This window comes from Nonomuraea rhodomycinica, assembly GCF_013363995.1.
GTDB lineage: Bacteria > Actinomycetota > Actinomycetes > Streptosporangiales > Streptosporangiaceae > Nonomuraea > Nonomuraea rhodomycinica.
Map to the genome: position 1 here is coordinate 210,687 of NZ_JABWGO010000014.1, position 12,444 is coordinate 223,130.

Annotated in this window: 12 protein-coding genes; 6 read left to right on the top strand and 6 right to left on the bottom strand. The window is 75.5% G+C overall.

The window, feature by feature from the left end; all coding sequences use genetic code 11:
- Positions 1–122: 122 nt before the first annotated feature.
- Positions 123–938 carry a helix-turn-helix domain-containing protein gene (locus tag HT134_RS39660; RefSeq protein ID WP_175605628.1) on the bottom strand — a complete coding sequence of 272 codons (816 nt, stop codon included), beginning with the start codon at positions 936–938 and terminating at the stop codon, positions 123–125.
- A gap of 87 nt (positions 939–1,025) precedes the next feature.
- Between HT134_RS39660 and HT134_RS39665 the strand changes: the two genes are divergently transcribed.
- The 4 genes from HT134_RS39665 (at position 1,026) to HT134_RS39680 (ending at position 5,262) form a co-directional block, all read left to right on the top strand.
- On the top strand, positions 1,026–1,430 hold the full coding sequence (locus tag HT134_RS39665) for a nuclear transport factor 2 family protein (RefSeq protein ID WP_175605629.1): 405 nt from the start codon (positions 1,026–1,028) through the stop codon (positions 1,428–1,430).
- A gap of 325 nt (positions 1,431–1,755) precedes the next feature.
- On the top strand, positions 1,756–2,973 hold the full coding sequence (locus tag HT134_RS39670) for an MFS transporter (RefSeq protein ID WP_175605630.1): 1,218 nt from the start codon (positions 1,756–1,758) through the stop codon (positions 2,971–2,973).
- A 9-nt stretch (positions 2,974–2,982) separates the two neighbouring features.
- Positions 2,983–3,927: an RNA polymerase sigma-70 factor gene (locus HT134_RS39675; RefSeq protein WP_175605631.1), complete on the top strand. Its 945-nt coding sequence runs from the start codon at positions 2,983–2,985 to the stop codon at positions 3,925–3,927.
- Between the two features lie 93 nt (positions 3,928–4,020).
- On the top strand, positions 4,021–5,262 hold the full coding sequence (locus tag HT134_RS39680) for an NAD(P)/FAD-dependent oxidoreductase (RefSeq protein ID WP_175605632.1): 1,242 nt from the start codon (positions 4,021–4,023) through the stop codon (positions 5,260–5,262).
- A gap of 3 nt (positions 5,263–5,265) precedes the next feature.
- On the opposite strand, the gene HT134_RS39685 is transcribed toward HT134_RS39680, so the two are convergent.
- From HT134_RS39685 to HT134_RS39695, 3 genes are read right to left on the bottom strand one after another with little or no spacing between them, the layout of a single operon-like run.
- Positions 5,266–6,477 (bottom strand): alpha/beta hydrolase family protein, encoded by a 1,212-nt coding sequence (locus tag HT134_RS39685; RefSeq protein WP_175605633.1) that lies wholly within the window; start codon positions 6,475–6,477, stop codon positions 5,266–5,268.
- A gap of 41 nt (positions 6,478–6,518) precedes the next feature.
- Positions 6,519–7,316, bottom strand: a complete 798-nt coding sequence (locus tag HT134_RS39690) for an ABC transporter permease (RefSeq protein WP_175605634.1) — start codon at positions 7,314–7,316, stop codon at positions 6,519–6,521.
- Positions 7,313–8,332 (bottom strand): ATP-binding cassette domain-containing protein, encoded by a 1,020-nt coding sequence (locus tag HT134_RS39695; RefSeq protein WP_175605635.1) that lies wholly within the window; start codon positions 8,330–8,332, stop codon positions 7,313–7,315. The genes HT134_RS39690 and HT134_RS39695 overlap by 4 nt, the downstream gene beginning before the upstream one ends.
- 184 nt (positions 8,333–8,516) lie before the next feature.
- Between HT134_RS39695 and HT134_RS39700 the strand changes: the two genes are divergently transcribed.
- Positions 8,517–9,836: a sensor histidine kinase gene (locus HT134_RS39700; RefSeq protein ID WP_312888772.1), complete on the top strand. Its 1,320-nt coding sequence runs from the start codon at positions 8,517–8,519 to the stop codon at positions 9,834–9,836.
- Here the strand turns inward: HT134_RS39700 and HT134_RS39705 are convergent.
- Both HT134_RS39705 and HT134_RS39710 read right to left on the bottom strand, forming a co-directional pair.
- Positions 9,767–10,549: an alpha/beta fold hydrolase gene (locus tag HT134_RS39705; protein ID WP_175605637.1), complete on the bottom strand. Its 783-nt coding sequence runs from the start codon at positions 10,547–10,549 to the stop codon at positions 9,767–9,769. The two genes, HT134_RS39700 and HT134_RS39705, sit on opposite strands and share 70 nt — an antisense overlap.
- Before the next feature lie 13 nt (positions 10,550–10,562).
- A complete protein-coding gene (locus HT134_RS39710) occupies positions 10,563–11,126 on the bottom strand; it encodes a permease (protein ID WP_175605638.1) in 564 nt (187 codons plus the stop codon).
- A 245-nt stretch (positions 11,127–11,371) separates the two neighbouring features.
- On the opposite strand from HT134_RS39710, the gene HT134_RS39715 reads away from it, so the two are divergent.
- A partial coding sequence (locus tag HT134_RS39715) for an AAA family ATPase (protein WP_175605639.1) occupies positions 11,372–12,444 on the top strand: 1,073 nt, incomplete at its 3' end.

The window sequence follows — 12,444 nt, forward strand, 5'->3', positions numbered from 1 at the left end:
CGGCCCCCCGCCGCGGTCCCATGCGTCAGGTGCATTGTTGTTTGCCGGTTGCTCCGGGTGTGGGCGGTTCAACGCGGAAAGTGGTCTTCGACGTCACCCAGGGCCAGAAGGGCCCGCTCGTGTCAGCTGCGCGGCCCTGGGTTCGAACGGCCGGCGGGAGCCGATGATCCCAGGGCGCCGGGCCTCGTGAAGTAGGCGGCGGTCTCGGTGTCCGTCGGGTAGTACGACTCGATCGAGACCTCGTCCAGGGTGATGTCCGTCGGGGTGCCGAACGTGGTGGTGGTCGAGAACAGCCGCAGTTCCCGTCCCCCGAAGTTGAAGATCATCGGGATCGCGACCTCGGACGTGACCGGGTGGCCCTCGTCGTCCGAGCCCGGGGCCAGCAGTTCCTCGTAGAGCCCGGCGAGCTCGGGGTCGGGGGCCGCGGCGAGCTGACGGGTGATCCGGGTACGGAGCAGCGAGCGCACCTCGGCCAGGTTGACGATGTGCGGGGCCAGCCCGCGCGGGTCCAGGCCCAGCCGCACCATGTTGATCGGCGGCCGGAGCAGGTCGGGGGCGACGTGCGCGAGGAAGGGGTCGAGGGCGCGGTTGGTCATCACGATGTTCCACCGGCGGTCGACGACCAGCGCCGGGTACGGCTCGTGCGCGCGCAGCACCCTGGCGATCGCGTCCCGGGCCGCCGACAGCGCTTCCGCGTCGAGCGGCCGCTCGGCGTAGCGGGGGGCGAAGCCGGCGGCGAGCAGCAGCCGGTTGCGCTCACGCAACGGCACGTCGAGCCGGCCGGCGAGCCGCAGGATCATGTCCGCGCTCGGGTGGGACTTGCCGGTCTCCACCAGGCTGACGTGACGGGCCGAGACGTCGGCGGCGTTCGCCAGATCGAGCTGGCTGAGCCCGCGGCGCCGCCGCCATTCCCGCAGCATCTCCCCGACCGTGCGCATGGCCGCCGATACTACTCCTCAGCCGGCGGAACGCCATGACATGCGACTTCATCGACAGCCGTCGCGACGACGGCGACACTGCTGCCCGTGACCACACAGAGCACGACCCCCGACAACAAGAGCATCGTCCAGCGGGCGCTGACGGCCCTGGTCGCGACGGGCGACGTCGACGCCCTCGCGCCGCTGCTCAGCGACGGCTTCCTCCACCACCGGCCGGACGCCACCTCCTCCACCAAGGCCGAATGGCTCGCCGCCGTACGCGCCGCGCTCGTCCCGCTCGCCGGCATGCGGGTCGAGATCCGGCAGGTGCTGGCCGACGGCGACCACGTGGTGATGCACTCGCTGCGGCGGCTCCCCGGCGGCGGGCCGGAGATCGCGGTCGTCGACATCTGGCGGCTCCACGACGGCCTGATCGCCGAGGCGTGGGAGATCATCGAGCCGGTGGCCGAGGCCGCCGCCCACCTGGCGTGGTGGGAGTCGACTGATCACTGACCCGGCCGAGCCGCGGAACCCGGCCCATCCGCGGTGCCCTGCCTGGCCGCGGTGCCCTGCCTGGCCGCGGTGCCCTGCCTGGCCCGGGGACCGCGGCCGGGCAGGACCGGCCTGCTAGCATCGTCGCAGTCGCCCGGACCCGCCTCGGCCCGGGCCCGACGTTTCTCCTCCGCCCGGCGTCAGGGACGGCGGCGAGGGCGCGTGTCCCGCCCCGCCGCGCTTCTGGACGTCCCCCGGCGGTCCGGGGTCCGCACCTTTCCGCACCACTCAGGCGCCGGCGGCCCCACGCGGCCCGCCCCGCCGGTCGGCGACGAAGGACCCCTTCATGCCTCACGCCGCCCCCGGCTACCGTCCCCTGCTGCGCACCCCCGGCGCCGCCGCCTTCTTCCTCGCCGCCGCCGCCGGCCGCGTCGGCATCGCCATGACCGGCCTCGGCCTGGTCTGGTTGCTGCACGCCCGCACCGGCTCCTACGGCACCGCCGGCCTCGCCGCCGCCGGATTCGCCCTCGCCGAGGCCCTGATCGGCCCGCAACCGGCCCGCCTGGTCGACCGGTTCGGCCAGACCCGCGTCCTGCCGTACTCCCTGCTCGCCCACGCCGCCGCCGTCACCGGCGTCCTGGCCTCCACCACCCCCGCCGCCGCGATCATCGCCGCCGTCTGCGCCGGCGCGACGGTCCCCCCGCTCGGCGCCCTGTCCGCGGCCCGCTGGGCCCACCTGCTGCGCGGCGGGCGGGCCGGCGAACTGCCCACCGCCTTCTCCCTGGAGTCCCTGGCCAACGCCACCGCGTTCCTGCTCGGGCCGGTCCTGGTCAGCTCGCTGGGCGCCGCAGGCGAGGCGGCCCTGGCGAGCACCATGGCCGTGGCCCTGATCCTCGGCGGAGGTGGGGCGCTCGCCGTCCAGGGCCGCACCGCGCCTCCGCCCGCCCGCGACCACGCCGCGCGTGCCCGCGCCGCACGGACCCTGCTGCGGCCCGCCTTCCTGCTGCTCGCCCTGCTCAACCTCGCCCTCGGGCTGTACTTCGGAACCATGGGCGTCGGCGTCAGCGCCTTCGCCGTCAGCCACGGCACCCCCGGCGCCGCCGCCCCGATCATCGCCGCGTCGAGCCTCAGCGGCCTCCTGTCCGGCTGGCTGTACGGGCTGCCGCGGCATCCCGCGCCGCCGCGCCGCCGGCTCGTCGTCACCACCGCCTGCCTGACGGGCGCGGCGCTGCTGCTGCCCTTCGCGTCGTCGGCCGTCCGGCTCGGCGCGGCCGTGGTGGTCACCGAGGCGGCGGTGCCGCCCACCCTCGTCCTGCTGAACGTGCTCACCCAGAAAGCCGTCCACCCGGCCGTCCTCACCCAGGCCCTCACCTGGAACAACTCCGCCGGCGCGGCCGGTTCGGCGCTGGCGGCGGCCCTCGCCGGGCGCGCCGCCGACGCCTGGGGACCCTCCGCCGCCCTCGCACAGGCCCCCGCCGCCGGGCTCGTCCTCCTCGTCCTGGCACTCGCCGCCCGGCGTTCGAAGGCCAAGGAGTGGACCGGTGCGGTCGGTGACGGTGGTTAGGATCGGGCCATGCCCTTGACCGTGGACGACGTCACCAGGTTCGAGGCGGCCAGGCCGCGCATGGAGGCCATCGCCTACCGGCTCCTCGGCTCCGCGGGCGAGGCCGAGGACGCCGTGCAGGAGACGTTCCTGCGCTGGCAGGCCGCCGACGCCGACCGCATCGAGGTCCCCGAGGCCTGGCTGACGAAGGTCCTCACCAACCTGTGCCTCAACCAGCTCACCTCCGCGCGGACGCGCCGCGAGACCTACGTCGGCCGGTGGCTTCCCGAGCCGCTGCTCGCCGGCGACCCCATGCTCGGCCCCGCCGAGACCGCCGAGCAGCGGGAGTCGGTCTCGTACGCGGTCCTCACCCTCATGGAGCGCCTCTCCCCCCACGAGCGGGCCGTGTACGTGCTGCGGGAGGCCTTCGAGTACCCGCACCGGGAGATCGCCGAGATCCTCGACATCACCGAGGCCGCCAGCCAGCAGATCTTCCACCGCGCCAGGAAGCACCTCGCCGACGGCAAGGCCCGCGCCGCGATCGACGAGGCCGCCGCCCGGCGCGTCGTCGAAGAGTTCCTGGTGGCCGCCGCCAGCGGCCGGACCGAGCCGCTCGTCCGCCTGCTCACCGGCGACGCCATCGCGATCGGCGACGGCGGCGGGAAGATCCCGGCCCGGGTCAAGCCGTTCGAGGGCGCCTCCGCGGTCGCCACGTTCCTGCGCAACCTGTTCAAGCCCAGCGACGCCAAGCGCGCCCTGGTCGGCGGAGCGCCCGAGATCTACGCCTCGACCGCCAACGGCGGCCCCGCCGTCGTGGCGGTCGTGGACGGCCGGGTCGTCGCCGTCATGTGCCTGGAGGTCACCCCGGAGGGCATCGCCGCCTGCCGCAGCCAGGTCAACCCCGACAAGCTCGCCCGCGCCACCGCCCGCTGGGCGGCCACCGGCCATGGAGAGCCCGTGCCCTCCCCGTGGTGACCGCGGTGTGAGGCGCTTCACACCGCGTACCTGTCAGGAAACCGCGGGCCGCCCGGTTCAAAGGGCGAACCCACGCCAGACAGGAGCAACCCCATGCGGCACCGCATCGTCGTCCTCGGAGCCGGATACACCGGAGCCTTCGCCGCCGGCCGCCTCGCCAGGCGGCTGCACCCCGAGGACGTCGCCATCACCCTGGTCAACACCGAGCCCGACTTCGTCGAACGCGTCCGCATGCACCAGCTCGCGACCGGCCAGGACCTCAGGCCCCGGCCGCTCGGCCAGATGTTCGCGGGCACCGGCGTCGAGCTGAGGCCGGCGAAGGTGACCGCCATCGACGTCGAGCGCAAGACCGTCACCCTCACCGACGCCTACGGCGCCCTTTCGACCACGCCCGGGTCCGGCGCCGAAGAGCTCCCCTACGACACCCTCGTCTACGCCCTCGGCAGCGGCTGGAACGCCCAGAGCGTGCCCGGGGCCGCCGAGCACGCCCACGAGATCGCCGGCCGCCCCGGAGCGCTGCGGCTGCGCGAGCGCCTGGCCCGCCTCGGCGCCGGGCGGAGCGTGGTCGTCGTCGGCGGCGGCCTGACCGGCCTGGAGGCCGCCGCCGAGATCGCCGAGGCCCGCCCGGACCTCCACGTCGCCCTCGCCACCCACGACGCCCTCGGCGACCGGCTCTCGCCCAAGGGCCGCGCGCACCTGCGGACGGTCCTCGGCAGGCTCGGGATCACCGTGCACGAGAACGCCGCCGTCACCGCCGTCGAAGCCGATCGCGTCGTCACCGCCGGCGGCGCCATCCCGGCCGACGTCACCGTGTGGACCGCCGGTTTCGCGGTCCACCCGATCGCGCGGGCGAGCGCCCTGGAGGTCGGCGACACCGGCCAGATCGTCGTCGACGCGACCATGCGCTCGGTCTCGCACCCGGACGTGTACGCCATCGGCGACGCGGCCCTGGCGACGGGCCCCGGCGGCAAGCCGCTGCGGATGTCGTGCGCCTCGGGCATCCCGACCGCCTGGCAGGCCGCCGACGCCATCGTGGCGCGCCTGACCGGCGGGAAGCTGCCGAACGCGTCGCTGGGCTACGTCAACCAGTGCGTCTCGCTGGGCCGCGCGCAGGGTCTGATCCAGTTCGTCACCGCCGACGACCGCGCCAAGCCGGCCGTCCTGACCGGCCGGCTCGCCGCCGTCTACAAGGAGCTGGTCTGCAAGGGCGCCGCGTGGAGCGTCGCCAACCCGACGTTCGCGCTGCCGGGCCGGCGCCGCCGCGTCACGCGGGAGCGCGCCGCGGCGGGCCCGGCCGTCAGGACGCCGGCGCGGGGCGGGACGTCCGCGCGGTGACGGTCACCGAGGATCGTGGAAGGCGACCTCGGGGTTGGCCGGGGACGGACCGTCCAGCAGCGGCTGCTTCCTGCCCTTCAGGTGCAGGTCGAAGAACGCGCCGACGTAGGCGCGGGTGAGCTCCAGGGAGCGCAGCGGCGGCAGCGCGTCGGGCCCCGACTTGCCGAGCGCGCCCTGCAGGAGGGTCAGGTCGGTGAAGCTGAGGTGGTCGGTGCGGTCCATGGTGAGCCAGCGCTTCCAGCCGCTCATCTTGCGCCAGCCGGCGTCCCAGGTGTCGTCCTTGCCGGGGACGTGGTCGGCCTTGCTGCCGATCAGCAGGAACGGCCGGTCGAGCGCGACGGCGGGGTGGAAGGTGCCGTCCAGGTTCACCCCCGCCCGTACGCGCTTGTCGACGACCATGGTGGCCGCGCCGGCGTCGCCGCCGAGGGAGTGGCCGGCCATGCCGATCCGCCGGGGAGCGATCACGCGGGCGTTCTTCCAGGCCGGGTGCCGGCCGGTCAGCTCGTCCAGGACGAAGGCGACGTCCTTGGTGCGGCTCCTGGTGATCGTCGCCTGCCCGCCCTCCGGGGGCTTGGGCTGGTCGCACAGCGGGGCGCAGGTGATGGTCCGGCCGTCGGGCAGGGTGGTGCCGGAGGACTCGTAGGCGTGGTCGACCAGGGCGACGACGTAGCCGCGGCTGGCCAGGTCCTCGGCCAGGAAGGTGAGGCTGGCGCGCGGCAGGCCGAACCCGGGAGACAGCACGACCAGGGGGTGCCGGCCGTGCTCGGGCGGTGCGCCGGTGCTCGCGTAGGTGCGGGTGCCGCTGACGACCTCGGGCGGCAGCTCGACGCCGGGAGCCTTGCGCCGCAGCAGCGAGGCGGCCTCCGCGGTGGTCATGTACGGGGCGGGGACGCCGCTGGCAGACCGGGCGGGATAGTACATCGACACCATGAGCTGGCGCGGGCCCGACTCGGGCACCCAGGGGTCCTCGCGGCCCCGGTCGACCAGGTGCAGGATGTCGCGTCCGACCAGGTGCGGGCCGGTCGGGCGGGGAAGCTCCAGCCGGACGTCGGCGGTCCGCGCGGCGGTGGGGGCCGGTCGCGCGGACGCGGCGGCCGCGGGGGTGGGCCGGTCGGCCGCGGCGGCGGCCGGCGTGGACCAGGCCACCGCGCTCAGCGTGAGGCAGGCCGTCAGCGGTACGGCCAGCAGGCCGGCTCGGATGGACGTTGCGGTCATGCGATTTCTCCCGTTCGAAAGGGTGATGGGAATCCGGGCGGTCACACGTCGCGGCGACGTACGACGATCAAGGTCACGGCGGCGGCGGCCAGCGGCCACAGCGCGAAGGCGGCCCAGGAGCCGGCCACCGTCGGCAGGGCGGGATCCTCGCGCACCTGGGGCAGGCCCAGGCAGACGCGCCAGACGTAGAAGGGCACCAGGGCGTACAGGTCGTCGAGCCACTGGTGGACGGTGGGCCGGAAGAACGTCGGCACGATGACCAGCGCGGCGCAGACGGTGACGACGGCGGCTGCGGTGTGCCGCAGCAGCGCGCCGATCCCCATGCCGGTCAGGGCGGCCACCGGCGCCAGCAGGGCGTTGGCGGCCAGGACGCGCAGCACGCCGGGGTCGCCGAGCGAGACGGCGACGCCGCGGCCGGACAGGATGGCCTGGCTGACGCCGAACGTGCCCGCCGAGATGAGCGCGCCGGTCGCGAGCGTGACCACGGCCACGACGGTGAGCTTGGCGGCCACGACGCGGTGGCGGGCCGGTACGGCGACCAGCGTGGTGCGGATGAGGCCGGTGGCGTACTCGCCGACGATCGTCAGCGCGCCCAGGCTGCCGGCGCCGATCATGAGCAGGGAGGCGGACAGGCCGCTGAACGCCTCGTCCAGCGGGCTGAACATGGCCTTCTCCATCGCGGTGAAGCCGGGCCAGCTCTGGTAGGCGTTCAGGCTGCTCTGGGCGGCGAACGCGACGATGGCCAGCGTGCCGAGGCCGACCAGCCAGGCGGTGGAGCGCAGGGACCAGAGTTTGATCCACTCGGCGACCAGCAGGTCGCGGAAGCGGCCGGCGCTCATCGCGCGCCACCTGACGGGGCGCCGGCGCGGCGGCCGGTCGCGTGGTCGGTCTGGTGGCCGGTCGCGTGGCCGGTCGCGTGGCCGGGCTGGTGGCCGGCGTGTGCGTCCGTCCGGGCGCCGGCGCGGTAGTCGGCGCGGCCGGCGGTCAGCTCCATGAACGCCTGCTCCAGCGAGGCGGCCCGCGGAGCCAGCTCGGACAGCATGATCCGGCGCTGATGGGCCAGCTCGCCGATGCGGGCGGCGCTCAGCCCGGTCACCGTCAGCGCGTCGCCGCCGTCCGCGCGCACGGACCCGCCCTCCAGGGCGAGGACCGCCGCCAGCTCGGCGGCGTCGGGCGTGCGCACGACGACGGACGCCCCGGCGCCGCGGGCGGCGAACGCGGCCAGGCTCTCCTCGGCGATCAGCTCGCCGCGGCCGATGACGACCAGGCGGTCGGCGGTGTTCTCCATCTCGCTCATCAGGTGGCTGGAGACCAGCACCGTGCGCCCCTCGGCGGCCAGGCGCCGGAACAGGCCGCGCGCCCAGCGCACGCCTTCGGGATCCAGGCCGTTGACCGGCTCGTCGAACAGCAGCACGGGCGGGTCGCCCAGCAGCGCGGCGGCGATGCCGAGCCGCTGGCGCATGCCCAGGGAGAAACCGCCGATCCGGCGGCGCGCCACCGCCTCCAGGCCCACCTCCTCCAGCACCTCGCTCACCCGGCGGCGGGGCAGCCCGTTGCCGGCCGCCAGCGCGCGCAGGTGGGCGGCGGCGGTGCGGCCGCCGTGGACGTCGGCCGCGTCCAGCAGCGCGCCGACATGACGCAGCCCGGCCCGGTGGCGGGCGAACGGGCGGCCGTCGATGGTGGCGCCGCCCGCGGTGGGGCGGTTCAGGCCGACGATCATGCGCAGGGTGGTGCTCTTGCCCGCGCCGTTCGGGCCGAGGAACCCGGTGACGTGCCCCGGCCGTACGGTGAAGGTGAGGTCGTGCACCGCCGTCACCGCGCCGTAGCGCTTGGTCAGTCCGTTGACTTCGATCACCTGGTCAACGTTGTCGCCGCTCGGGGGCGGGCCGCATCGGGCCGTGGGCCGGTTTCCGCGGCGCGGGAGTGGCCTGCGGGCATACGCCCGCGGGCCGATGCCCGGCCGGAAGCGGGTCACTACGATCGACCGGGTGCGCGATGAAACGCCCAGGCCACCCCTTTGGTCCCGGTTGCCCCGTGGCGTGCGGACGCTGCTCGCCTGGTGCGGCGTGGCGGCCCTGGTGCCGCCGCTGTACGCCGCGACGCTGACCGACGGAGAGAACCTGCTCCCGGCCGGCGCGCCGCATGTGGCGTTCGCCGCGGCCATGGCCGTTCCCCTGGCGTGGGCGCGGCGGCGGCCGGGCGTGGTGCTCACGGTGCTGCTGAGCGGGGCCGTCGCGGCGATGGTCCTGGGACAGCCGGCCCAGCGGTTCTGGCCGCTGTTCCCGGCGGCCGACGTCCTGGTCTGCCTGCTCGCCGCCGGCCGGTCGCGCCGCGCGGGCCTGGCGGCGGCGGCCGGCGCGCTGCTCGTGCAGGAGACGGCCTTTCAGGTGGACCTGGCGCGCCACGGCCTGCGCGCGGGGGCGCTGGGGTTCCTCGCGCTGTCGGTCCTGCTGGGCCTCGGCGTCCTGGTCGCCTGGCTGACCGGGTTCCTGGTGCGGCAGCGGCGCGCGTACGACCTGGCCCTGCGCGCGCACGTCGAGGCCCGGACGGTCACCGAGGAGCGGCTGCGCATCGCGCGCGAGCTGCACGACATGGTCGCGCACAGCATCGGTGTCATCGCCATCCAGGCCGGGGCGGGCGCCCGCGTGATCGACGACAGCCCGGAGCGGGCCCGCGAGGCGCTGGCGGCGATCGAGGCCACCAGCAGGCAGACGTTGAAGGGGCTGCGGCACCTGCTCGGCGTGCTCCGCGCGCCCGGGCATCCCGGTCCGGCCGGACGCGGGCATCCCGGGCCGTCCGAGGGCGGGCGTCGCGGCTCGGCCGAGGGCGGGCAGCGCGGCGAGCCGGCGTCCCCGCCGGGGCTCGACGAGCTGGACCGGCTGGCGCGCACGACCGCGGCGGCCGGTCTGCGCGTGGACGTGCGCCGGCGCGGGAAGCCCCGCCCCCTGCCCGCCGCCGTCGACCGGTCCGCCTTCCGCATCATCCAGGAGTCGGTGACGAACGTGCTGCGCCACGCGGGCACCGACCACTGCCGGGTCGTGGTCGACTACGGGGAGGACGACCTGCGCGTCGAGGTCGTCGACGACGGGCCCGCCACCGCTGGACCCGGCCCTCGACCTGCCGCTCGACCCGCCGTTCGGCCGGCCGCCGCCCCTGAGGCGGGCGGCCACGGCATCACCGGCATGCGCGAGCGGGCCGCCCTGCTGGACGGCGACCTCGAGGCGGGCCCCCGGCCCGGCGGCGGCTTCCGGGTCACCGCCCGCCTGCCGCTCGCGCCCGGCGGCCTCGGTCAGAACGCGTTCTTCAGGAACGGCAGCAGCGCCTCGGCCGTGCGCCCGGGGAACTCCGACATCGGGTAGTGACCCGCGTCGTCGATCACCACGGCCTGCCCCCGCAGCAGCGACGCCTGGGCCCGCGCCTCCGCCGCCGGGTCGGGGAAGTCGGGGTCCTTGGCGCCCATGAGGACCAGGGCCGGGCAGTGGACCTGGGCGACGACCCGCTCGGCGTCGAGGTCGCGGTTGAGCAGCATGGCGCTCATCGCCTCGCGCCGTACCGGGTCGCCCAGCATGGCCACCAGCTTGACGCGGTGTTCGGCCAGGTCGGCGGGCTTGGCGGTGCGGTGCGCCATGGCGTAGTAGAGGCTCCACAGCCGGGGGGACGAGGCGATCAGCCTGAGCAGGACGCGAAGGGCGACGTTGAGGGGGAGGGCCCGGATGAAGCCGTCGATCGGCACGATTCCGGCCACCCGCTCGGGCGCCTGCGCGGCGGCGTGGACGATCCCGCCTCCGGCGTAGGAGTTGCCGAGCAGGACGGCACCCGGCGCGTCCAGCTCCTCCAGCAGGGCCACGATGTCGCCGCCCACCGCGGCCTGGGAGTAGTCGTCCCATCCCGCCGACGACTCCCCGTGGCCGCGCAGGTCCGCCGTCACCACCCGGTAGCCGGCCTCCACCAGCGGCGGGCGCAGGAACCGGTAGGCATCGCGGGTGTCCCCCAGGCCGGGTACGCACACCACGAGCGGCCCTTCGCCGGCGGAGTCGTAGGCCAGACGGCCGCCCGGAACCTCGACGAACATGTCAGAACCTCCGTCAACTGAGGACATCGACGACCAGCCCGAGCGCGAGGAGCAGCGCCATGGCGCCGCCGGAGACCATCGCCCGCCAGGTGACCGTGGCCCGCTCGCGTACCGAGCGGAAGTACAGGACCGCGCCGGCCACCAGCAGGAGGCCCTCGACGACGGCCGTGGCCCACGGGGCCCGCCACAGCCCGAGGCCGAGCAGCGGCAGGCCGCCGGCGTTGCCGGGCAGCAGCGGCAGGTCGGCGCGGTGGACGAGCAGGTCGAGCAGCCAGTGGCTGAACGTCGTCGCGCCCAGCACCCATCCGGCCCGGCGGCCCCACCGCCAGGCGCCCAGCGCGCCGTACAGCGCCGACAGCAGCAGCGCGCCCAGCAGCGAGTGGGTGTAGCCGGCGTCGATCAGCGCCTCGCCGTAGGTGCCCGGGGCGACGGCCCGGAAGGACTCGATCCCGCCCGCCAGGTACAGGACCACGAAGACCACGTCGAGGAACTGCGTGGCGAGCATGAGCGACCACAGCGGGACGCGCGGCTGGGACGCCTTGACCGCGGCGGCCAGCCCGAAGTGTCCGATGAACATCTCAGTGTCCCTTCCCGGAGGTCGGCCCGGCGGCGCGGGTGGCCCACTGGTCGAGCCATCCGCACAGACCCGCGAATAACAGCAGAAAGATCAGGAAATCCATGCTTTTCTCCCTAGGTCGGCGCGCCTGCGCCAGGACCGTGTCTCGCTGTACGACGGTAGGGATCGGGAGCGTCCGCCCGGTATCGGACAAATGTCTGGCGTGCCCCATGACGGCCCGTCCAGGCGGGTGACGCTACATTCTGATGGTGCTGGTGGGGCGGGAACGGGAACAGGCGGAGATCGCGGCGCTGATCGGGCAGGCCGCGGCCGGCCGCAGCGGGAGCCTGATCCTGCGCGGCGAGCCCGGCATCGGCAAGTCCGCGCTGCTGGAGCACGCCGCCCGCTCGGCACCGGGCATGCGGCCGCTGCGCGGCACCGGCATCGAGACCGAGGCGGAGCTGCCGTTCGCGGCGCTCCACCTGCTGCTGCGCCCGGCCCTCGACCGGATCGGCCGGCTTCCGGCGCCGCAGGCCAGGGCGCTGGAGGGCGCCTTCGGTCTCTCCGCCGCCCCCGAGGACCGCTTCCTCATCGGCCTGGCCGCCCTGTCGCTGCTCACCGAGCTGGCCGAGGACGGCCCGCTGCTGTGCCTCATCGACGACGCCCAGTGGATGGACCGGCCCTCGGCCGAGGCGCTGCTGTTCGCGGCCCGGCGGCTGCACTCGGAGGGGATCGCGCTGCTGTTCGCGGCCCGGGACGTCTTCCCCGCGCACGGGGTGCCGGAGCTGCGGATCGACGGCCTCGACCGGCAGGCCGCCGGTGACCTGCTGCGCGGGTGCACGCCCGGCCTGGGCCCCGCCGCACGCGACCGGATCCTCGCCGCGAGCGGCGGGAACCCGCTCGCGCTGATCGAGCTGCCCCGGATGTCGGACGCGTTGCGGCACGCGCGGGAAGAGCTGCCGCTGCCGCGTCGCATCCAGGAGGCCTACGAGGCGCGGATCGCCGTCCTGCCGCCCGCAACCCAGACGATGCTGCTGGTCGCGGCCCTGGACGACGCCGGTGATCTCGACGTCGTCCTGCGCGCGGCCGGGATGCTGGAGCTCGACGCCGCCGCCCTGGGACCGGCCGAGCGCGCCGGATTCGTCACCACCGCCGGCGGGCGCCTGGCCTTCGGCCACCCGCTGATGCGTACGGCGGCGGCGCGGCGGGCCGCCTACGACGAGCGGCTGGCCGCGCACCGGGCCCTGGCCGCGGCGCTCGACGACGAGCAGGACGCCGACCGCCGCGCCTGGCACCTGGCCGCCGCCGTGACCGGCCGCGACGAGCCGATCGCCGCCGC

Excerpts from the sequence above, each read along its gene's own strand:
- HT134_RS39660 (WP_175605628.1), bottom strand. The coding sequence starts at position 938 with ATGCGCACGGTCGGGGAGATGCTGCGGGAATGGCGGCGGCGCCGCGGG.
- HT134_RS39670 (WP_175605630.1), top strand. The coding sequence starts at position 1,756 with ATGCCTCACGCCGCCCCCGGCTACCGTCCCCTGCTGCGCACCCCCGGC.
- HT134_RS39675 (WP_175605631.1), top strand. The coding sequence starts at position 2,983 with ATGCCCTTGACCGTGGACGACGTCACCAGGTTCGAGGCGGCCAGGCCG.
- HT134_RS39680 (WP_175605632.1), top strand. The coding sequence starts at position 4,021 with ATGCGGCACCGCATCGTCGTCCTCGGAGCCGGATACACCGGAGCCTTC.
- HT134_RS39685 (WP_175605633.1), bottom strand. The coding sequence starts at position 6,477 with ATGACCGCAACGTCCATCCGAGCCGGCCTGCTGGCCGTACCGCTGACG.
- HT134_RS39690 (WP_175605634.1), bottom strand. The coding sequence starts at position 7,316 with ATGAGCGCCGGCCGCTTCCGCGACCTGCTGGTCGCCGAGTGGATCAAA.
- HT134_RS39705 (WP_175605637.1), bottom strand. The coding sequence starts at position 10,549 with ATGTTCGTCGAGGTTCCGGGCGGCCGTCTGGCCTACGACTCCGCCGGC.
- HT134_RS39710 (WP_175605638.1), bottom strand. The coding sequence starts at position 11,126 with ATGTTCATCGGACACTTCGGGCTGGCCGCCGCGGTCAAGGCGTCCCAG.